The sequence below is a fragment of the Paenibacillus cisolokensis genome (genome assembly GCF_018403665.1).
Lineage (GTDB): Bacteria > Bacillota > Bacilli > Paenibacillales > Paenibacillaceae > Paenibacillus_AH > Paenibacillus_AH cisolokensis.
This window is the reverse complement of record NZ_BOVJ01000218.1, coordinates 1-22,024: the sequence shown is the minus strand read 5'-3', so window position 1 is coordinate 22,024 and position 22,024 is coordinate 1. Positions and strand designations below refer to the sequence as shown.

The window sequence follows — 22,024 nt, the reverse complement described above, 5'->3', positions numbered from 1 at the left end:
CAACAGCCTGACTTTCGCAGGCTTTTCGCCAAAGCAATCTGCTGGGAACGGGAGCGCTGATGTCGGGGCGCACCATGTCCTGCAGCCGGTTCAGTTCGCCAGACGCTGCTTCCCCGCCTGATGCAGCCCGTAATAAAAGCCTTGGCGGCTCATCAGCTGGTCGTGCGTTCCTTGCTCCGCAATCCGGCCGTCGACAAGCACAAGAATGAGATCGGCCCGCCGCACCGTATTGAGCCGATGGGCGATGACGACGTTCGTCCGCCCTTTCATCAGCCGGTACAACGCGTCCTGAATGCTGATCTCGGTCACGGTGTCGATGCTGCTCGTCGCCTCGTCGAGAATGAGGATGGACGGATCGGCAAGCATCGCCCGGGCGATCGAGAGCAGTTGTCTCTGCCCCTGGCTGATGCCTCCCCCGTCCTCGCCCAGCATCGTATCGTAGCCTTGCGGCAGCTTGCTGATGAAGCTGTGCGCGTTCGCCAGCTTCGCCGCCCGCTCGACTTCCGCATCGGAAGCTTCCGGCTTGCCGTAGCGGATATTGTCGCGCACCGTGCCCTTGAACAGAAACGTATCCTGGAGCACGAAACCGATATGGCTGCGCAGACTGTTCCGATTGATGCCGCAGATATCGCGTCCATCGAGCCGGATAGTTCCGGCATCGGCATCGTAAAACGGGCGAGCAGCTGGACGACCGTCGTCTTGCCCGCTCCCGTCGGACCGACGAGCGCAAGCGTCTCGCCCGGCCCGATCCGAAAGGAGATATCCCGCAGCGTCGCGTTTCCCTGCTCGTAGCCGAACGATACGTTCTCGAACTCGATCTCGCCCCGTACCTCCGAAATGGCGACCGTCCCCGACTCGTCCCGATCCTCCGGCGCTGTGTCCAGAATGTCGAAGACGCGCTCCGCGCCGGCCACCGCCGACAAAAACGTGTTGAACTGGTTGGCCAGATCGTTAAGCGGCCGGGTGAACTGCCGGGCATATTCCGCGAACGTCACGATCACCCCGACCGTCACGATATCGTGCAGCGCCAGCAGGCCGCCGGCACCGGCGATTACCGCAAAGCTCAAGTTGTTCAGCACGTTCATCAGCTTCGGGATAAGCCCGGAATACGTCTGTGCCCAATAGCCGGACATGCGCAGCCGTTCGTTCAGCTCCCGAAAATCGGACGTGACGCGCTCTTCCAGCGAGAAGCTCTTTACGATGCGCTGACCGGAGAGCGTTTCTTCCACAAACCGTTCAGCTCGCCCAGGTTTCGCTGCTGTTCCTTGAAGTATCGGCCCGTCCGGCTCGTAATCCATTTCATCCCGAGCACCATCAGCGGCACGATCGTCAGCGTAATAACCGTCAGGATCGGACTGAGCCACAGCATCAGTCCCAGCATGCCGGAGAAAGCGAGCACGCTGGATACGATCTGAATCACCGAGCCGTTGAGCGTCTGGCTGACGTTGTCGATGTCGTTCGTCAGCCGACTCATTAATTCCCCGTGCTGCCGCTTCGCGAAGAACGACATCGGCAGCCGGTGCAGATGGCGGAACAGATCCGTCCGCATCGCATATACCGTCCGCTGGGCCGCGTCGATCATCCAGTACGTCTGCAGCCAGGAAGCGATGCCTTGCACCGCGTAGCTGCCAAGCAGCAGAACGAGCAGCGCGGTGAGCGTAACGCCTCCCCGCTCTCCCATCAGCCGGTCGATCGCCGCGCCGATCAGATACGGACCGAGCAAGCCGAGCGTGGAGCTGATGACCGTCATCGCCAAGACGAGCAGCAGCTTGGCGCGATGAACGGAAAGATATTTCCAGATGCGGAGGAGCGTCCCCCGCCAATCCTTCACCCTGGTGCGCCGCCGCTCCTGTTCGTCGCCCGGCTTGTTCGCCCCTCCCTTGCCCGTCTGCGAACGGGACAGCTCATTCGGATCTTCGCGTTTAACCGCTTGCCGGCCAGACATGGGTCAGCGCCTCCTTTCCGTACTGCGAGGCGACGATGCGGCGATACAGCTCCGATTCCTTCAGCAGCTCGTCGTGCGGACCGCTCGCGATAAGCCGGCCCTCCTCCAGCAGCAGAATCGTGTCGCAAGCGGCCGCTGTGCCAATCTTCTGCGTAATAATAAGCGTCGTGCAGGCATAACCGTCCAGCGCATCCAGCAGCTTCGCTTCCGTAGCCGCATCCAGCGCGCTCGTGCTGTCGTCGAGCAGCAGCAGCTTCGGCTTCCGGACGAGCGCACGGGCGACGGACAACCGCTGCTTCTGGCCGCCGGACAGATTTACCCCTTTCTGCCCGAGCCGCGTTGCATAGCCGTCCGGAAGATTCCGGATCGTCGCTTCGATTTGCGCGGCTCCGGCCGCTTCCGCGACCTCCGCATCCGACGCGTCTTCTTTACCCCAGCGGATGTTGTCGGCAATCGTGCCGGAGAACAGAAGCGATTCCTGCGGGACGTAGCCGATGCTGTCGCGCAGTGTCTGCACCGGATAGCGGCGAATGTCGACGCCGTCAATCCGGATCTCGCCCCGCTCGGGCTCATACAGGCGTGGGATCAGCTGAAACAGCGTCGATTTCCCGGCTCCGGTAGCCCCCATTATGGCAACTTTCTGCCCCGGCTTGACGGCGAACGAAATGTTTGCGAGCGCGGGCTCTTTCGTTCCCGGATAACGGAACGTTACGCGGTCGAATACCAGCTCGCCGTCGGTGATCACCCGCTCGATCGTCCCGGACCGCAATCCGCTTTCCGGATTCCGGCTGCCGCCGGCGGCAGCACCTGCTGCCGGAGCGGTGGTGTCGCCGGCGGCCGCGGTTCTCTCCTCCGCCCCTTCCGGCCGGTCCCTGTCCGCGGCCAGCACTTCACTGACCCGCGCCGCCGACGCTCTTGCCCGCGAGAAGCTGGTGACGAGGAAGGAGACGACCGACAGCGCGCCGGTAATGCGGGTCGCATAGTTGACGACGGCGACAACGTCGCCGACATTTGCGGCATGGGCATCCATCTGCCTGCTGCCGAACCAGATGATGAATACGACGCTTGCATTCATCAGAAGCAGCAGCGCCGGCAGCGTCAGTTCCACCAGCCGCAGCGCGGACACCGTACGGTCGGTCAATTCCCGGTTCGCCGCACCGAACCGCGATATTTCGCGGCCGAACCGAACGAACGCTTTGATCAGCCGCATGCCGGCCAAATTTTCGCGAAGAATGCCGTTCACCGCATCCAGCTTCTCCTGCACGAGACGAAAGCGGAGAAAGCCTTTGTTGACTACGATCACGAGCAGCACAAGGAGAAGCGGCGCCAGCACGACCAAAGCGAATGCCAGCTTCACGTCGACGGTCAGCGCCATCACGATGCCGCCCACAATCATGATCGGCGACCGGATCATGATGCGCAAGCCCATGAACACGATGTTCTGCAATTGCGTCACATCGGACGTCATCCTGGTCATGAGCGTCGCGGCCGAGTAACGGTCGAAGCGGGCAAGCGAAAACGATTGCACGGCATCGAACAGCGCATTGCGCACATCGGCTCCGAAGTTTTGGCTGACGCGGGCGGCGTAAACGGAGTTCACAATGCCGGTCGCAAAGCCGGCAAGCGCAGTCACGACCATCACGGCGCCCCACCAGAGCACGACGGACATGTCGCCCGTCATGATCCCATCGTTGATCAGCCGGGCCATCAGCAACGGGTGCCACAGCTCGACGGCAAGCTCGCCGATCAAGAGCAGCAAAGCGATGGCGGCGGCTTTGCGGTGCGGTTTCAAATAGGTCCAAAACAGCTTCATCTGTCCGCCTCCGTTCCCCCGCCGTAATTCGGCTCTTCCGTTTCCCCCGACATATCCGGCGCTTCACTTCCCTTCGTTCCCCATAATTTATTTCACTACTATAACTTTAACTGTATTTCATCGATTTGTGAATGAATACGTGAAATTTGCCCTTTCTGCGCTGAAGCGCGCATAACGGGAGAGCGGGAATATACAAAAAATTGACAACTCATAATAACCGAGAATAAAACCACCAATCTACGATTATAATAAATTTGAACTTATCTTTATGTTTTTTTTAAGTTTATTTGTAGTTTTAAGAAAATCCTGTTAGAATTGGAGATGAGGTGATTGTATATGTTCAATCTTGCCGAAAAGGAAGTTGCCATTTCGGAAGCCGTCACGATTTCCGAATTGATCAAAAATTATCTTCCGGAGAGCGATACCGATAAGCTGCCAGCTTTAATCAAAGCTATCGCCAATTACATTGAAAAGACATCGATTCAGAATCCTGTTACATTACTTCAAGAAGTGCAGCAATCGTTGTCGGAGCCTCACCGTGCGCTTCAGCGCCTATTGATTCATATGGTCACCGTCGGCACTTCCGAGGATGTTCTGTCGGTCAAGATGTATACGACCGGCGACGTCGCCCGTTTTTTCGGGGTTAGCGTTGCAACCGTCAATAATTGGATCAATCAAGGGCGATTCCAAGGGGTAGTGAAAGGTGAGCGTTTCAAGCAGGCGCGCATCCCTGAAAATGCCGTCTACGTTGCCCCTACCGGAGTCAAAACGACGATCTCCGAAGCAGCACAACGCTATGAAGAAGAACAGGTGCGTTTGGGCAGAAACAAACCTGTGACGACAGTCGAAGAGCTCGCTGAACTCGTCAACGCCGTCGTTTACTTTGAAAACAAGTATGGAGGGACGCTCGAAACTACGCTCGGCCAACGATCCGATCTGACGCCCGCAGAAAAACGGGATGCCGAGCAGTGGGCCGGCCTGCTCCGGTCCATTGAAAGGCGGAATGCGTAAACATGCTATCCAGCATCGCCCGGCCTCCTTCCAGCATTGCACAGTTGGAAAAGGACTTTGCCGCGATCATCATGAATTCACGAGACGGTGATGGCAGCGGGTTGACCACATCGCGAACGGTTACCCGCCATACCTTCACATTTATTGATGGCTCGCGGCTTTATATTACGGAAGAACTTAGCGGCGGAATCATTGACGTTTCCTATTACAATTGGGCAGATCAAGATGGCGAGGACATCCTGAAATTCCACAGCGATCCGCATGAGAGGGACAACCGCTATCAGACGGCAACAGAACCGCATCACGTCCATCCTCCCAAGGGCGCAAGATTAACCAACCGAACCCGCTACCCCAATTTTCATCACCAGGAACTACATACGATCATGGAACACATCTTTTTTCTCTTATTGCTGCCAAAAAAATTTAGGATGAAAGCGAATTCGAACTTGCTGCTTCAAGTTTCAGCCCTAACGGCTCAGCCCGGACCGCGCTCCGCCATCTGGCGGCAGAGCGGCTATCGTGCAAAAAGCCCGATGCCGGGAATCATTCCCGCCATCGGGCCAAGCAGCCGACGCCTGTTATTTCAAGCCTTCGCTTACTTCCTTCACCATCTCCGCGACGGACACCAGACCGCCGCCCGACAAGTACCAATAGTTCGGGTCAAGATAGACGATTTGCCCTTCCTTGTAAGCCTTCGTATTTTTGACAAGCTCGTTCTCAACCAGCTGCTTGGCTGACGATTCGCCCGCTACAGCCGCTCCGCGGTCAATGACGAACAAATAATCGGGGTCCTTCTCTACGATATATTCGAACGAGATGCTTTGTCCGTGCGTCGACACTTCGATGTTCTCGTCGACTGCCGGAATGCCGAATACGTCATGAATGATGCCGAAACGGGATTTCGGACCGTATGCGCTGATGTTGCCTTCATTGGCCAGAATGATCAGCCCGTTTTTGCCGCCGGCTGTCGCCTTTTCGTTCAACGCCTGAATTTCACTGTCGATATGGGCCAGCTCCGCTTCCACTTCCGCCTCTTTGCCGAAAATTTGGCCGACTTTTTCCATGTTGGCTTTAAACGAATCCATATACGCGTTCGTGTCGACACCGAGGAATATTGTCGGCGCAATCTTGTTCAATTCTTCGTAAGCTTCGCTTTGACGGCCGGAAATAATGATGAGATCGGGATCGATTTCGGCGATTTTCTCGAAGTCGGGCTCTTTCAGGCTGCCGACATTGACATATTTCGAATCTTCAAACTTCGACAGATAAGGCGGAATGTTCGCCTGCGGCACGCCCGTCACTTCGACGCCGAGCTTGTCGAGCGAATCCAGAATGCCGAAGTCGAAGACGACGACCTTCTCCGGATTTTTCGCCACGGTCGCTTCGCCGAGCTGATGCGTGATCTTCAGCGTTTCGGACTCGCCGCCCGCCGCATCCGCGCTTCCATCCGTCTGCCCGGTATTCGCGTTTTCTTCTGACTTCTGAACATTCGCGCTGTCTTCCGTCTGCCCGGCCGTCGTATTCGAGCTTGCGGGCGCCTCTTCTTTAGCTCCGCATGCGGCTACCACAACTGCAAAGACGACAAATAGCAAGACCATCAACCATTTTTCCTCATGTCCATCCACTCCTTTAAAAAATAAAATGATATAGTAAAAAAATTGTAATCCTGGTTTTGTTGCCCGGTTACGAGAAATAAATGCCGATCCGGTTGCCGCCGATCGTCTCGATCGGGATCTCCATGTCGTATACCTCGCGCAGCACCGGCGTATCGATAATGTCGGCTGTCGGCCCCTCCCGGACGATTTTTCCGCCCTTGAGCGCCACGATATAGTCCGAGTAGCACGATGCAAAATTGATATCATGGAGCACAAACACGACCGTTTTGCCCAATTCGTCGACCATCCGGCGAAGCACTTTCATAATTTGAACCGAATGCTTCATGTCCAGGTTATTGAGCGGTTCGTCCAACAGCACGTATTCGGTATCCTGCGCCAGCACCATCGCGATGAAAGCGCGCTGGCGCTGTCCGCCGCTCAGCTGGTCCAAATATTTGTTTTCGATATCTTCAAGCTCCATATACCGGATCGCTTCGTCCACATAACGCCAGTCTTCCTTCGTCAGCCTCCCTTGCGAATACGGGAACCGGCCGAAGCTGACCAGATCGCGGATCGTCAAGCGGATATTGATATGGTTCGTCTGCTTGAGAATCGAGACCGTCCGGGCGAGTTCGTTGCTCTTGTAGCGGCCAATCTCCCGGTCGTTGATGAAGATTTCGCCGCGGTCCTTGTCGGCGAGCCGGCTGATCATCGACAGCAGCGTGCTCTTCCCCGCTCCGTTCGGGCCGATAAACGAAGTGATTTGGTTCCTGGCGATCGCGACCGAGACGCTGTCGACGACCGGCTTTCCTCCATACAGCTTCGTGACGTCTCTGACTTCTATCATGCTTTACTCTCCCTGAGCAGCAAATACAAGAAATATACGCCGCCGATGAAATTGATAATGACGCTCAGCGTCGTCGAGAACGTGAACACACGCTCGACGACGAACTGCCCGCCGACGAGCGCGATGACACTGATCAGCACCGAACCGGTCAGCAAGTAGGAATGGCGATAAGTCCGGAACAACTCGTGCGCGACGTTCGCGACAAGCAGGCCGAGAAACGTAATCGGGCCGACAAGCGCGGTCGAGATCGCGATCAGCACCGCGACGACGATCAGCAGCTGGCGAACGGTGCGGTCGTAAGGAACGCCGAGCCCGATGGCATGGTCTCTGCCGAGCGACAGCACATCCAAATATTTGGCATACCGCATCGCGTAAAGCACCGTCAGCGCCGTTAAGGCAAACGCCAGCGCCAATATGTCGGTATTGACATTGTTGAAGCTTGCGAACATGCGGTCCTGCACGATCAGGAACTCGTTCGGGTCGATCAGTACTTGCAAAAATGTCGATATGCTGCCGAAAAAAGTGCCGAAAATAATCCCGACAAGCAATAGGAAAAACAGGTTTCGCCCTTCTTTGAACAGCACCTTGTACAGCAGCGCCGCAAAGATCATCATAAGCCCGACGGTAATGAAGAAATTGACGCTTTTGTTGATCACCATCGGACTCATGGAGCCGAAGACGAAAATGATAAACGTCTGAATCAGCATATATAGCGAATCGAGCCCGATAATGCTCGGCGTCAATATCCGGTTGTTCGTAATCGTCTGAAACACCATCGTCGCGAAAGCGATAGCTGCGCCGGTCAGCGCGATAGCCGCAATTTTGACGAGCCGGCGGGGCAGAACGTAGTCCCAGTTCGTCCCCGATTTATAGAAAACGAATGCGGCGATCAGCAGCAGGGCGAACGCGGCGAGCGCGGCGATTTTACCTTTAGGATGCATAGGCCCTACTCCTCATCAGCAAATAAAGGAAGATACCGCTTCCGATAACGCCGACTGTCAGACCGATCGGAATTTCGTACGGATAAATGATGACGCGGCCCAGAATGTCGCAAGCGATGACGAAGACGGCGCCGAGCAAGGCGGTATGAGACAAATTGTTTTTCAAATTGTCGCCCCGATAAATCGACACAATATTCGGAATGATGAGCCCGAGAAACGGGATGGTGCCGATCGTCAGCAGTACGACGGAAGATACCGCGGCGACGAGAATAAGGCCGATGTTGACGACCTGACGGTAATTCAGACCGAGATTTTTCGAAAAGTCCTCGCCCATTCCGGCTACGGTGAACCGGTTGGCGTACAGGTAAGCGATAACCATCAGCGGAATGCTCAGATAGAGCATCTCGTAGCGGCCTTTCATCACGATCGAAAAGTCTCCCTGCAACCAGGACGAAATGTTCTGAATGAGATTGTTCTTGTAGGCGAAGAACGTCGTGATGGAACTGATGATATTGCCGAACATCAGGCCGACAAGCGGAATGAAGATCGCATCCTTGAACTTGATTTTGTCCAAAATCTTCATGAAAACGATCGTGCCGGCCAGCGCGAACACAAATGCGACGGCCATCTTCAGCAGCGGCGCCGCGGACGTGAACAGCATCAGCGCGACGAGCACGCCGAGGCGGGCCGAATCCATCGTGCCGGCCGTCGTAGGCGAGACGAACTTGTTGCGTGTCAACTGCTGCATAATGAGACCGATAATGCTCATGCTCGTGCCGGCAATGATCAGACTGACGAGTCGGGGAAGCCGGCTGACGAGCAAAATCTGAATCTGCTGCTCCGTCAGGCTGAACAAATCGAGCGGAGAAATATCTTTGACCCCGATAAATACCGAGCAGACGGATAAAACGATCAATGCCGCCGTTAAATAACGTTTCTTCATATGTCGTTCACGCGCTTCCCTACTCTTCATAGATAATGATATTCATTATCAATTAACTCATTAGTATTATACCTGACAAACTTGATTTGTCAATAAATTCTGGCAATGTTAAACCGGCGGCTCTGCAATGAAAAACAGGCCGCCCGGCGGCAGCCTGTTCATGGATTGCTTTGACGTTTACGATGCCTCGATGAACGATTCGCGTCCGTTAACCGGCAGCAGCCGTTTCAGCGGCCGCGACTCCGCCGGTTGGGTGGCGTGGTGGACCACCCCGACAGAACTCGTACGGTTGCGCGCTTGCGCACCTCCAGGGCCTTATGCCGCCGCTCATGCGCAACGCTCGCCCGTATAGCGCACCTGAAGGAACCTTGCAATCAAGGCCCCTCCCCTCCTGCACGCTATTTCGCTTCCGCTTCCCATTGCTGCTGGGCAGCGCCGACCTCGCCCCAAAAATGGTTAAGCTCGCGCTTTGCCACTTCCCGGACGAACGGCAGCTCCTCACCCATCAGCTCCGGTGACCAGCGCCGCCCGAAGTTCGCGTGCACCACTTCGTCGGCCCAGTCGTAATCCTGAAACTGCGCCATCAGCGGATGTTTGGCCACATCCCGGCACCATTCGTATTCCTTCTTCTTCCCGTTTGAAATCATCGCGCCTTCCTCGATGCCGATGCTAAGCCACGTATATTGGGCGCCCGGCAGCTTCGGCGCATTCACATCGTAGTCCGACGTGTACTGCGGCCGGGATTTCCACTCGTAGCCGTCCGCTTCCAGCGCCGCTTGCCCGAACATCGCATGGCGCGCCTCGTCCCAGATATGCCGCGCCAGATCATAATAGAATGCCCAGGGCATATTGCGCTGGCTGTAATAGACAGCCGCGATCAGCTCGCAGGCGGTCATCTCCTCCTGCCGGACGCGCATCTTCATGACGAGCTCCCGTTCGACCGGGTCGCCGCTCTTGAGCGGCGATCCGGTTCGGGCCAGCGTCGTCGGTCCCATGCTCCGCGGATCGCGAACCGAGCGATGCGGCAGCCGGTACGGCTCGCGCGAACGGTCGCGGACCGGAATATCCTTCGACCGCTCGCCCTGCCCGTCGACGCCGCCAGCCGCATCGAGACAAGCTTGCAGCTTGGCGGCGAACGATGCCGTCGCGGCCTCGTCATACGCGCCTGCGCTCCTCAACGCCTCCAGCAGCTCTTCTCCCCATCGCACCTGCTCTTCCAGATCGTAAGCGGCCTGCCGCAGCACCCGGATCGTCGGCTGGTCGACGATTTGCTGCGTCCTCGCCATATGATTTCGATATGCAGCCAACATCGCCGGGCGGATAATGCCGTAAATGCCGACGGCCAGCTCGTAGTCGTTGCGCGCGTGTATCAGTTCATCCATCAGCAGCGTCAGACACGGGTCCGGCTCCTTGTTCAGCACAGCCGCGGATGTCCGCATTTGGGGAATCCGCTTGCGCAGCGACTCCGCCGCTTCGGCATCCTCGTACAGGTGCCGGCACAGACCGAGCTTTAAGTCCCAATCGCCACGCGCCGGCAGCTGGCCGGCAGCCGTCCGCGCCAATGCTTCGTGCAAGTAACGGTAGCGCTGCAATATTTGCACATTTTTTCAATACTGTAAGCTCCGAGCGCGTACGGGTTCGCAATGCCGGTAAACGAGATCATCTTCCTCCACTCTCCTTGCGCATTCGTGTCGCCTTGCTTTGTCCTTCATTATATTCACGAGCGAAACGGCCAACAATGAACGCCAGCGGGAAAGTGTTGCACGAATTTGATCTCCAAGGAACAAGCGATTCGTATATACTGTTGTCAAGACCGATACAAGAACCGATAAAGGACGAACAGGAGGCGAAAACGATGCTGCCAACCGATCCGGAACGTTCCGGCAGCGAAATGGGCTTCACCGCCCGGGGCTTCCTGCCCCGGTACAGAATCGGCGGCGATTTCGTCATTCGACCGGGCTGGACGCTCGGCCCCCGGACGATTCGCGACTACGAGCTCGTATACTTTCCGTCAGGCTCGCGCACCCGTTACCAAATCGCGGACCAGACATTCGCGCTCGCAGGCCCTTGTCTGATTTTGACACCGCCAGGCATCGAACATGCGTATATATTCGACTCGGATCAGCCGATACGCCACCAATTTATCCATTTCATGCTGGATCAAGACGGCGATGCTCCGTTGCCGCACGATCATCCGATCCGCAGCATTCCGGCGCACGTCCCGGCGGACCGCGCCCCGCTCGTGGTGCAGCTTGTCGCTTCGGCGCTCGCGCTGGCCGCCGCACAGCCGGATCGTTGGCGCTCTCGATGCGCCGCGCTCCTGCAAGTGGCCCTCGACGAGCTCGCCGCATCGGCCGCGCTGCCGGCGCGGTACGATCAGCGTTCCGTACCGGCGGCGGGTCTGCCGCCGCAGATCATCCGGGCGCTCGCGCACATTGACGAGCATCTCGAGACCGAACTCTCCATTCCGGCGCTTGCAGCAGACGCGGGCTGGACGCATGAATATTTTACCCGCGTCTTTACGGCCGCCGTCGGGCTGCCGCCCAAGCAGGAAGTGATCCGTCGGAGAATCGATCGCGCCTGCGAATATTTGCTGCTGGAGGCCTCGTCTGTCAAGGAGATCGCGTTTCGCGTCGGATTCCGCAACGAAGCTTACTTTTGCCGCGCCTTCAAAAGATGGAAAGGCGTGAGGCCGTCCGAATATCGGGAGCGGTACGCCGATCCCCGGCTGCATCGGCTGTACCTTGCCCCCGCCGTCGCGCCCGAGAAACGCGCGCATCCGCTCAATGTCTATTTGGGCGATTGAAGGCGGACCGGACCCGTCACCTTCATGACCGATTCGCTACCCGCGCCGCAGAAGGAAGAGCGTCGGCCGATGTCCCTTCAGGCTGACCGTTATCGTGCGCACGCAGAACAGCGACGCCGCTTCCGCTGAGGCAAGCAGCTCTTCCGGGCATTCGGTCAGCATAACGGCGACGCCTCCTTTGCGCAGGATGCGCCCTGTCTCCTTAAGCAGCCCGCGATACAATTCGGGAATGTCCTCCTTCCGGCCGATCTGAACGCCGAACGGCAAGTTGGCCGCGACCTTGTCGACGCTGCCCGCATCGAGCGGCAGACGGCGGGCATCCCATTCCCGCAAATCGATGTTCGGGCGGTCCTTCACATTAACCAGCGCGGCCTTCAGCGCTTCCGGCGACAGATCGCCACCGGCGATGCGCGCATACGGATACTGCAACCGCTCCGCGACAATCGTGCCCGAACCGCAGCACGGGTCGACAAAAACATCTGCTTCTTCCGGGTCGGACAGCCGCACCATGGCATGGGCAACGGGCGGACGCAGGGCAGCCGGCGCGAACTGCCTGTCCGCCCCCCGGTAACGAAAGGCGGCATCCGTCAACCGCAACGAGAACGTCGCCTCGCTGTCGTCAATATCCAGCCGAAACTCCACGTTCGACTCATCCGCCTCGCCGAAACGCCAGTCCTTGTAACGTTTTGCAATGCCGGCCCGGGCGGCCTCCGCCGCCTCGAAACGGCTGTACGATTGCTTGCCGCGGCGACTTGCGTTGACCCGGAAACATCGCTCTCCCGCCAGACCGTTCATGGCAAATGAAAGGTCGAGCCGGGCAATCCGCTCGGTGAGCGCCGGCAAATGAATACGGTGGGGGCCGACCTCGAAACGATCGATCACCCGGTACAAATTGTCCGCCGTCCGCAGAGCCATTAATCGGTCCAGGGAACAGGCCGAGGCGAAAAACACCTTTCCTCTGGCGGATTCCAATATATGAGCATCGGTTATTTTCATTTTTATTTCATCACTCAACACGGTTTCCAGACCGGGCAGAACGGTTGCGAAATAACGGATCATCGTGAATACCCCATCCTTCCGTTTTCGATATGGAAAGAACGCAAAAAACCGCGCATGAACAAACGCTCAGTCGCGGTTTCTTTTGAAAGCGGCGATAAACGATTCGGTTCATTCGACAGTGCAGCCTTCGGGCACGGCAATATAACCCCTCCCATTTCAGGGGCGCCGACTTCCTAAAGGTCGCAATCGTTATGCAGTTCAGTTGGAATGAACGCACACTGTCAAAAACACGCCATCATCATCACGGGCACGATGCCTCCAATTATTTCAATTTTTCAACTATTATACTGCAGCGTTGCTGCCGGTACAATAGCGAAATTCGTTCCGGACAAAATGGCGCCCGCACTATAAGTAATACTTAGAATTACTTTGAAACACTCATCGGATTCAGATAAGTAATACTTAGTGTTATTTCGTGTTATTGTAATTTCCCCCTCTCCCGAAAACCCGCTATCTACAAGGAAGAATGCGCTTCCCTCACGACCGGATTCGGCTCATCCGCCGGCCCATTTCACCTCTTCCGCTAACCCTTTGCGATCATCCAATGGCTCCCCTGCACCTCATCCATTACCCTTTTGCGGATCGTCCAGCGGTCCTCTGCGGATCATAAGCGAGATCAGAAAAGCGATCAGCAGCAGTCCGAACGGCACGACGCTGATGAGATAGCGGAACGTCGCTTCGGGGTTCGGCCCCGGATTATCGCCGCTCACATAGCCGAAGAGCAGACCGACGATCCAGAACGCGACGGCGGAGATAAGCCCGCTCGACCTGGTAATAAATCCGGCAACGGCCGTGTAGACCCCTTCCCGCCGCCGTCCGGTAACGGCCGCATCCAGATCGACGATCCGGCTGCTCAGAACGGCCGGAGAAACGAGAAAGCCCGCCAGACCGAAGCCTGCCATAACGCCGGCCGCAATGCCTCCGCCAAGTCCTTGCGCGAACCAGAGCGGAATGACGGACAAGCCGTACACCGCCAGCGACAACTGCCACCCCTTACGTCCCCCCAGCTTCCGCACGACGAAGTACCAAACCGCGACGAGCGGAATTACCGAGACGAAGACCGAGGCCAGCAGGATGGACGTTTGCGATTCCGGAATGCCGAGCGCATATTTGGCGTAAAACGGAATAATCGAACTGAGCAGGCCGTTGACGGTTTGGGCGAACGAGTTGGCCAGGTTGAAAATCCAGAAATTTTTGTTTTTCAATGTCGCGCGAAACGCGTCCGCGAACTTCAGCGGCTCCGCCTTGCGGGCATCCTCGCGCTCCCTTACCGTCCACATGCAAATCCACATAAACACAATAAACACGAGCGAGTACAGCAGCGCCATATTGCGAAACCCGTATTCGGTAAAAATGATCGGCGTCAGCGCGGTGCCGATGAGCAGCGCGACGATCTGAAAAGCTTGCTGCACCGCCGAAGCTTTGGCGCGCGGCTTGTCCCCGCGGAACAGCTCCGGAAACAGCGCGCCGTAATTGACCCACAGCACGGTCGATACCGTTTCATATAGCAGCAGAGAGACGAGAAACCAATAGAACAGGTCCATTCCCTTCGTCCCTTCCGGAACGGCGAACACCATGACGAAGGTCAGGACGAACAGCGGCATCGAAGCGTAAATCCACGGCTTGCGCCGGCCGTAACGGGTGCGGGTGCGGTCCGACCAATAACCGAACAGCGGCTGGTTCGCCGCGTCCCAGATCAGGTAAATCGTACGGGCAAGCGTAGCCAGGCCGATGCCGAGTCCGAGCTTTTCAACGTAATAGTAGCTGTAAAACGCGCTGAACGCCTGGACCGGAACCATCATGGCCAGCATGCCGAACGCGTACGTGATCGGGGAATTGACCATTTTCCGTCTCATCCGCGCCTCTCCTTTTCCTTTTCGACCGTTTGTTTTCATTATATTCGGATTGCAGTATTTTGGAAGCGCTATTTTTGGAAATACGAGGCAGTTTATATTCCGTTTAAATAACGCGCTTATATTGTTGATGCAAAGTCTGACGCCAATGAAGCGGTGTCGGGCGCTTGACATTCGGCTTTCCGGTCCATAAACTTAACTTACCTAAATAAATTATTTAGTACCTAGTTAAATAAAAGGGAAGGAGCCGATCATAGCGATGAACCGCGACGACCAAACTTCACTGGCGCTCCTCCGCGCATTTCGGAAGCTGCGGCACATTCAGTTTCATGCCAGAGGGCCGATGATCGAAGGCTGCACGAACAGCGAGACAATTCTGCTTCTCGTCCTGAGACGAAGCATGGGGAAGGGCTCCCCCGGCTTGAAAGCGTCCGAGTTAAGCGGTCTCCTCCGCATTTCTTCGCCGTCCGTCACCCAGATGGTCAACGTGCTCGAGGCGAGAGGCTTGCTGGAGCGAAGCGTCGATCCAGACGACCGGCGTGCGGTCAGAATTCGGCTGACCGAAGCCGGTAACCGCCTGACGGAATTGGCGGATAAAGCGATGCTGGAAGACATGAAGGGGCTGATCGCCCATTTGGGCGAAGATCGCAGCCGGCTGCTTCTGGAGTTGCTGGAGGACGTATTCGACTATTACGGCGACGGCAATTGCCCGTTTCCCTGCCCGCCGCACCGGGAGCCGGAGCAATAACCGAAACGATGAGAAAGCAGGTGAACAAGGAACGATGATCAAATTGCTGCGTTTCATGAAACCGTATCGCTGGCTCGTCGCCGGCGTATTGGCGGCCGTTTTCTTCCAGTCTCTGGCCGAACTCTATTTGCCCACGTTGACGGCCGACATTGTCGACCGCGGCGTCGTCTACGGCGACACCCCTTACATTTGGCGCGTCGGCGGGCTAATGCTTCTGGTCGCGGCTTCAGGCGGCGTCTGCGCGGTGCTGGCGAGCTTGTGGTCGGCCAAAGCTGCCGGCGGCTTTGCCCGGGATGTGAGAAACCGGCTGTTCGCGCATGCGGAAACCTTCTCGCTGGGCGAATTCGACAAGATCGGCACCGCCTCGCTCATTACCCGGACGACAAACGACATCACGCAAGTTTATAATGTCCTGACGATCATGATGCGCGTGGTCGTCATGGCGCCGATGATGTGCATCGGCGGCATCGTCATGGCCGTGTCGAGAGACGCCACCCTGTCGCTTGTCATCGTCGCCATCGTCCCCGTATTGGCCGGGTTCATGGTATTCGTCTTCCGCAAAGGCGGCCCGCTGTTCAGGTCGCTGCAGACGAAGCTCGACAAGCTCAGCCTCGTCCTGCGCGAGCATTTGACCGGCATCCGCGTTATCCGCTCCTTTAACCGGACCGCCTACGAGCAGGAGCGATTCGACGATGCCAACCGTGATCTGACCGCTACGGCCGTACGGGTGAACCGGATTATGGCGTTCGTCATGCCGGTAATGGTGCTCGTCATGAACGCGGCCGCCATCGCGATCATATGGTTTGGCGGCATCCGGATCGAAGCCGGCCGCATGCAGGTGGGCGATCTGATCGCCTTTATCCAATATTCCTGGCAGATCATGTTCGCGCTGATGTTCGCCTCGATGATGTTCGTCATGATTCCGCGCGCCGCCGCTTCAGCGGCGAGAATCAACGAAGTGCTCGACATGAAGCCGGGCATCCGGGACGAGGCCGGCGGGTCCGGCGCGGCCGAAGCGAAGCCTTCCGTGGAGTTCCGGAACGTGACGTTCCGCTACCCCGGCGCGGAAATGCCCGCGCTGTCCGGTATTACCTTCAAGGCGAACGCCGGGGAAGTGACCGCCATTATCGGCGGGACCGGGTCGGGCAAGTCGACGCTGCTCCACCTTATTCCGCGCTTCTACGACGCCGAGGAAGGGGAAGTGCTCGTGAGCGGCGTGAATGTCCGTCAGATGACGCAAGAGGAGCTGCGGGCGCGGATCGGACTGGTCCCGCAGAAAGCGGTGCTGTTTACCGGAACGATCGCCGAAAACATCCGTTACGGCAAAGAGGACGCGACCGATGAGGAGGTTCGCCATGCGGCCGACGTTGCCCAGGCGACCGAGTTTATTTCGGAAATGAAGGACGGCTTCGATTCCCCGATCTCCCAAGGCGGCACGAACGTATCGGGCGGCCAGAAGCAGCGGCTGTCGATCGCCCGGGCGCTCGTCCGGAAGCCCGGCATCTATCTGTTCGACGACAGCTTCTCCGCGCTCGATTACAAAACCGACGCCAAGCTGAGAGAAGCGCTCCGCACCGAAACGAAGGACGCGGCCGTCATTATCGTCGCCCAGAGGGTGAGCACGATCATGGACGCGGATCGGATTATCGTGCTCGACGAGGGGCGGATCGTCGGCGAAGGAACGCACAAAGAGCTGCTGCAAACGTCTGCGGTATACCGCGAGATCGTCGCATCCCAGCTTTCGGAGGAGGAGATCGCATGAGCGACCAGCGTCACAACGCGCAAGGCTCGGGCGGTCCGGGAGGACCGGGCGGCTCAGGCCGCAAGCAGGGCGGCGGCCCGGGGCCGGGATTCGGCTTCGGCCCGGGAGGACGCGGCGGTCCGGGCATGATGGGCATGCCGGGACAGAAGCCGAAGGATTTCAAGGGCACGTTCCGCCGGCTCGTCGGCTACCTGAAGCCGCATCGAGCCGCGCTGCTTGTCGTCCTGCTAACCGCCATCCTGAGCACCATCTTCTCGATCGTCAGCCCGAAAATTTTGGGCAACGCCACGACGGCCATCTTCGAAGGCATGATGGGCAGGATACAAGGCGATCCGAACGCCCGGATCGACTTCGGTTATATCGGCGACATTCTGCTTCTGCTGGCGGGTCTTTATGTGTTGAGCGCGATTTTCGGCTATGTGCAGCAATATATTATGGCCGGCGTATCGCAAAAATCGTCTATCGCCTGCGCAAGGACGTGAACGAGAAGCTGGCCCGGCTGCCGCTCAAATATTTCGATTCCCGCACGCACGGCGAAACGCTCAGCCGCGTCGTCAACGACGTCGATAACATCAGCTCGACGCTGCAGCAAAGCCTGACGCAATTTATTACGGCGTTCGTGACGCTGATCGGCGTCATCGTCATGATGCTGTCGATCAGTCCGCTTATGACGCTCATCGTCGTCGTCACGCTGCCGATCAGCTTGATCGCGATCCGGCAGATTACGATGCGGTCGCAAAAGCATTTTCGGAGCATGCAGCAATCGATCGGGGAGCTGAACGGCCATGTCGAGGAAATGTTCACCGGCCACGCGGTCGTTAAAGCTTTTGGGCGGGAGCGTCAATCGGTCGGCCGCTTTCGGGAAGTGAACGACCGGCTGTACGATGCGAGCTGGCGCGCGCAATTTATTTCCGGCACGATCATGCCTATTATGAACGTCGTCGGCAATCTCGGCTATGTGTTCGTCGCGGTCGCCGGGGGCATTCTCGTCATGCGGAAGGCCATCACCATCGGGGACGTGCAGGCATTCATTTCATATTCGAAGCAGTTCACGATGCCGATTACGCAGACGGCTCAAATCGCCAATATCATTCAATCGACGATCGCTTCGGCCGAACGGGTATTCGAGCTGCTGGACGAACCGGAGGAAGTTGCGGAGCCCGCGCATACCGCCGAGATTTCCCGCCCGAAAGGCGACGTCCGGTTCGAGCATGTCAAGTTCGGCTATAAGGAAGACGCGCCGCTGATCGAGGATATGAACATCGATGTGAAATCGGGGCAGACGGTTGCCATCGTCGGACCGACCGGCGCCGGAAAAACGACGCTGATCAACCTGCTCATGCGCTTCTACGAGGTGAACGGCGGGCGCATTACGATCGACGGCACCGATATTAACCAAATGAAACGCGGCCATCTGCGCGGCATGTTCGGCATGGTGCTGCAGGATACGTGGCTGTTCAACGGCACGATTCGCGACAATATCGCCTACGGCCGGCTCGGGGCGACGGATGAGGAAGTTGTGGAAGCGGCGAAAGCGGCGTATGCCGACCATTTCATCCGGACCTTGCCGGAAGGCTACGACACGGTGCTGAACGAAGAAGCCACCAACATTTCGCAAGGACAGAAGCAGCTTTTGACGATCGCCCGGGCCATTCTCGCCGATCCGGCGATTCTGATCCTGGACGAGGCGACGAGCAGCGTCGACACGCGGACCGAAATCCACATTCAGCAGGCGATGAACGAGCTGATGAAAGGGCGGACCTGCTTCGTCATCGCCCACCGATTATCCACGATCCGCGACGCCGACCTCATTTTGGTCATGAACAAAGGTTCTGTTATCGAGCAGGGAACGCACGAGCAGCTTCTCGCCAGGGGCGGATTTTACGCCGACCTGTACGAAAGCCAGTTCAGCGGCAGGCAGCGTCTCCGTCACTCGGGATGATTACCGGTTGCCCGGCCGACTTCGAACGGCGTCGTCACGCCTTCGTACATCAGATGCATCGTCATGCCGATCGCGGCATGCGTCAGGTTGTGGCAGTGATCCATCCAGATGCCCGGATTGTCGGCCTTGAATGCGACCTCGTATACATCGCCCGGCTGCACGTCAAGCGTATCCGACCACCACGGCGAGCCGGACGCCCGTTCCCCGTTGCGGGACAAGACGAGCACGTGATGTCCGTGCAGATGCATCGGGTGATCGACCGCCCCGCGATTGACGATGGTCGTCTTGACCAGTTCCCCTTCGCGCACCATGAACATGGGCGTATCGGGAAACACGTGCCCGTTCATCGTGTACAGCATCTCGAACTGCCCGTCGTAAAATCCGAGCTTGTTGTCGAGGAGCATCGTAAACTCCCGGTCGAAATCGCTGTCCGGTCCGAACGCAACGGGGGCCGGACGGCCGTAATGCAGCGGGTCGAAATCGCCGTACGAGGAGACCGCAGGCGCGTCGCCTACTCCGTCCGGACTCATCAGGATGCCGAGCGAGTCGTCGCCGCCGACCCGCAAAAAGACAGGATGATGCGGCATCGTAAACGCGATGTCGTACCGCCCGCCGGTCGTCAGCGTCAGCCGTACATTCGTAAGCTCGCCCGGGTCGCTCAGTTCCGTGCCGTCGATGGCCGTCACCCGAAACGATGTCCCAGCCAGCTCGTACCGCTGCCTGACCCAGTCGACCGTATTGATGAGCCGCAACCGGACGGGCGTTCCGGGGGCGATCGTTTCCTTGCGGATGCCATCGACATCCCCTACTGCGAACGTGCCATCCCACAGGTGCGTCATCACCGTGATGTCCGCGGTTTTCCGAGCATCTGCCGTGTTCGGCTCGACGATCAACGGTCCGAACAGTCCTTTCGATACGGCCTCCCTCGAGTTTTGGTGGGAATGGTACCAGAACGTGCCGACCTGTTCGGCGCGAAAGCGGTACGTATGCGTCTCGCCCGGCATGACGGCGTCCTGGGTGGCGCCGGCGACGCCGTCCTCGGCGTTCGGCACGTCGAGGCCGTGCCAGTGGATCGTGGCGCCCTGCTCGATGTCTTTGTTGACGAGCTTCACTTCCACCAGTTCTCCTTCCCTGAGCCGGATTTCCGGCCCGGGGATTTGCCCGTTGAACGTCCAGGCATCCACCGTTTTGCCGGAGCTTAGCCGGACCGTCTTCTTCATGGCGGTCAAGGTGATCGTGCGGTCGGGTTTGCCGGCGCGCGGCCCGGTCAGTTCCGTCACCGAAACCGGCGTAGCAGCATTCGGCTGAGCCGTCTGCGACGCGCCGAGCCCATCGTGTCCGGAATGTCCTTCATGCCCGGCATACGCCGCCAATGCCGCTCCTGTGCCGAAATCGGCGGGACCCTCGGCCATCGCGAGGCGATCAGGCAGCTTGCTGTTCTGCATCACCAGCGAGAACGGAACGACCGCAATACCGGCGCAGGCAAGCAGCATGCTCAGGCGGCGCAATGCGTGAACCCATCCCGGTTGCAGGGAGACGCCCCCGCCGGGCCGATTGGCGGCCCGATGTCTCGCAGCCTGCGGGAACCACAGGAGAGCGGCCGCACCGAGTATCGCGACGAGCGGAACGGCCGCTTCCGTCCACTCGAACGGGACCGGGGGACGTAAGCTGAAATAGAAAGCGCCGAGCGCGCCGAGCAGCATCCAGCGGAACGGCCCGGCAATGCCCGGATCGCTCGCCCGACGGCTCCAGTCCTGCGGATCGCCCATTCCGCCATCGGCGGCCAGCAGCAGCCTACGCAGCCTCGGAACCGACAACAGCCATATCGATGCGGCGGGGATGAGAAGCAGCGGAACATGCAGCAGCATCCGATCGAGCCAAAACACCGGTTCGAGTGTAATAACCATATAAACGACCGCCGCAGCGGCCATGACGGCGGGCAGCGACACAAGGATCGCCCAGAAGCGCAGCTTTTGCGCCTTGCGGCGCAATTTGGCGACCGGACGGTCGTACAACAACCCGGACGCTTTGATCGCCGCGATGGCGCTCATGACAAGGAGCAGGAACAGAAGCCCCAGTTCTATTTGCGATGCTATCGCATACACGACAATTCCTCCATTGCTATTTGAGTGCAATGCCATTGTCATTGTAGCGAGAGACGCTTGGTCCGGCATACCGCCGACAGGCGTATTTCGGTCCGGACCTTCGGCGGGCGGCGGACCTGGACTTTTGTCTGGAGGCGAGATCGGGAAGGGTGGGATTGGAAGGAAAGATTCATTTTTGCTGGAAGCCGATATGCTCCCGGTTAAGCCCGGAATGGAACAAGAATACGAGAATCATTTCGTATAGCATCGAAGCATCATTTTATCAAGGCAGCATATCAACGAGGCAAAGTTAGAAAAGCCGCATGCCGGTTCCGATGGCGGTCCGATCACACAAGTCCGTCGGCAACATCAGCACAAACTGCGTGCTTGCAAACACCTTGCTTGCGGCTTCGATCATACCTGTCCTTCGGCAGCCCTTTCGTCGTCGCACACAGTCGGCATAGAAGGTCGCATAAAAGATGAAATCCTGCGATAATGCAGTTTTTTGAGGCGAAATTCGCGCATGAAGGTTAAAAAACTGCAATTGTGCAGGAAACGACTATTCCAATCGTTCGAATCCGATGTTCCGTCCTCCAGAAGATGTATTTTTGCAGGAATTTCGTCGAAAACGGGTAATACAGCCCGAAAAAGATGTACTTTTCAGGCTGTTGGGAA

At 57.9% G+C, this 22,024-nt stretch carries 14 protein-coding genes and 3 pseudogenes; 7 read left to right on the top strand and 10 right to left on the bottom strand.

The features are described 5' to 3' along the window. Nucleotides 1-90: 90 nt before the first annotated feature. Nucleotides 91-1,945: pseudogene (locus PACILC2_RS24425) on the bottom strand (ABC transporter ATP-binding protein). Next, the gene (locus PACILC2_RS24420) at nucleotides 1,923-3,758 is read right to left on the bottom strand and encodes an ABC transporter ATP-binding protein (protein ID WP_213531477.1); all 1,836 of its coding nucleotides are present in this window, start codon (nucleotides 3,756-3,758) and stop codon (nucleotides 1,923-1,925) included. Before PACILC2_RS24420 ends, PACILC2_RS24425 begins: the two are co-directional and overlap by 23 nt. Before the next feature lie 336 nt (nucleotides 3,759-4,094). On the opposite strand from PACILC2_RS24420, the gene PACILC2_RS24415 reads away from it, so the two are divergent. Then, nucleotides 4,095-4,769, top strand: a complete 675-nt coding sequence (locus PACILC2_RS24415; protein WP_244863827.1) for a helix-turn-helix domain-containing protein — start codon at nucleotides 4,095-4,097, stop codon at nucleotides 4,767-4,769. A gap of 2 nt (nucleotides 4,770-4,771) precedes the next feature. Next, nucleotides 4,772-5,149: pseudogene (locus PACILC2_RS29630) on the top strand (toxin-antitoxin system TumE family protein); the annotation flags it as partial. A gap of 198 nt (nucleotides 5,150-5,347) precedes the next feature. Here the strand turns inward: PACILC2_RS29630 and PACILC2_RS24410 are convergent. The 5 genes from PACILC2_RS24410 to PACILC2_RS24390 all read right to left on the bottom strand — a co-directional run bounded on the left by PACILC2_RS24410 (nucleotide 5,348) and on the right by PACILC2_RS24390 (nucleotide 10,687). Then, nucleotides 5,348-6,367: a siderophore ABC transporter substrate-binding protein gene (locus PACILC2_RS24410; protein ID WP_213531482.1), complete on the bottom strand. Its 1,020-nt coding sequence runs from the start codon at nucleotides 6,365-6,367 to the stop codon at nucleotides 5,348-5,350. An 85-nt stretch (nucleotides 6,368-6,452) separates the two neighbouring features. Further along, nucleotides 6,453-7,211: an iron ABC transporter ATP-binding protein gene (locus PACILC2_RS24405; RefSeq protein WP_213531473.1), complete on the bottom strand. Its 759-nt coding sequence runs from the start codon at nucleotides 7,209-7,211 to the stop codon at nucleotides 6,453-6,455. Beyond that, entirely contained in the window at nucleotides 7,208-8,152 is a 945-nt protein-coding gene (locus PACILC2_RS24400; RefSeq protein WP_213531471.1) for an iron chelate uptake ABC transporter family permease subunit, read from the bottom strand. Before PACILC2_RS24400 ends, PACILC2_RS24405 begins: the two co-directional genes overlap by 4 nt. Then, entirely contained in the window at nucleotides 8,142-9,095 is a 954-nt protein-coding gene (locus tag PACILC2_RS24395) for an ABC transporter permease (RefSeq protein ID WP_213531469.1), read from the bottom strand. The genes PACILC2_RS24400 and PACILC2_RS24395 overlap by 11 nt, the downstream gene beginning before the upstream one ends. 398 nt (nucleotides 9,096-9,493) lie before the next feature. Next, nucleotides 9,494-10,687 (bottom strand): hypothetical protein, encoded by a 1,194-nt coding sequence (locus PACILC2_RS24390; protein WP_213531467.1) that lies wholly within the window; start codon nucleotides 10,685-10,687, stop codon nucleotides 9,494-9,496. Between the two features lie 263 nt (nucleotides 10,688-10,950). Between PACILC2_RS24390 and PACILC2_RS24385 the strand changes: the two genes are divergently transcribed. Continuing rightward, a complete protein-coding gene (locus PACILC2_RS24385) occupies nucleotides 10,951-11,901 on the top strand; it encodes an AraC family transcriptional regulator (protein ID WP_213531464.1) in 951 nt (316 codons plus the stop codon). A 36-nt stretch (nucleotides 11,902-11,937) separates the two neighbouring features. Here the strand turns inward: PACILC2_RS24385 and PACILC2_RS24380 are convergent, their stop codons facing one another. Further along, entirely contained in the window at nucleotides 11,938-12,897 is a 960-nt protein-coding gene (locus tag PACILC2_RS24380; protein WP_213531462.1) for a methyltransferase domain-containing protein, read from the bottom strand. On the opposite strand from PACILC2_RS24380, the gene PACILC2_RS24375 reads away from it, so the two are divergent. Then, nucleotides 12,877-13,137 carry a hypothetical protein gene (locus tag PACILC2_RS24375; RefSeq protein WP_213531460.1) on the top strand — a complete coding sequence of 87 codons (261 nt, stop codon included), beginning with the start codon at nucleotides 12,877-12,879 and terminating at the stop codon, nucleotides 13,135-13,137. The two genes, PACILC2_RS24380 and PACILC2_RS24375, sit on opposite strands and share 21 nt — an antisense overlap. Before the next feature lie 383 nt (nucleotides 13,138-13,520). Here the strand turns inward: PACILC2_RS24375 and PACILC2_RS24370 are convergent, their stop codons facing one another. Beyond that, a complete protein-coding gene (locus tag PACILC2_RS24370; RefSeq protein WP_213531458.1) occupies nucleotides 13,521-14,816 on the bottom strand; it encodes an MFS transporter in 1,296 nt (431 codons plus the stop codon). A 256-nt stretch (nucleotides 14,817-15,072) separates the two neighbouring features. Here PACILC2_RS24370 and PACILC2_RS24365 point away from each other — a divergent pair, with 256 nt between their 5' ends. From PACILC2_RS24365 to PACILC2_RS24355, 3 genes and pseudogenes are all read left to right on the top strand, one after another. Then, complete coding sequence (locus PACILC2_RS24365; protein WP_213531456.1) at nucleotides 15,073-15,561, top strand: MarR family winged helix-turn-helix transcriptional regulator; 489 nt, start codon at nucleotides 15,073-15,075, stop codon at nucleotides 15,559-15,561. A gap of 34 nt (nucleotides 15,562-15,595) precedes the next feature. Then, nucleotides 15,596-17,323 carry an ABC transporter ATP-binding protein gene (locus PACILC2_RS24360; RefSeq protein WP_062489935.1) on the top strand — a complete coding sequence of 576 codons (1,728 nt, stop codon included), beginning with the start codon at nucleotides 15,596-15,598 and terminating at the stop codon, nucleotides 17,321-17,323. Beyond that, a pseudogene (locus PACILC2_RS24355) lies at nucleotides 17,320-19,265 on the top strand (ABC transporter ATP-binding protein). Before PACILC2_RS24360 ends, PACILC2_RS24355 begins: the two are co-directional and overlap by 4 nt. Here the strand turns inward: PACILC2_RS24355 and PACILC2_RS24350 are convergent. Continuing rightward, nucleotides 19,253-21,370 carry a multicopper oxidase family protein gene (locus PACILC2_RS24350; protein ID WP_244863826.1) on the bottom strand — a complete coding sequence of 706 codons (2,118 nt, stop codon included), beginning with the start codon at nucleotides 21,368-21,370 and terminating at the stop codon, nucleotides 19,253-19,255. The pseudogene PACILC2_RS24355 and the gene PACILC2_RS24350 sit on opposite strands and share 13 nt — an antisense overlap. Nucleotides 21,371-22,024: the final 654 nt, after the last annotated feature.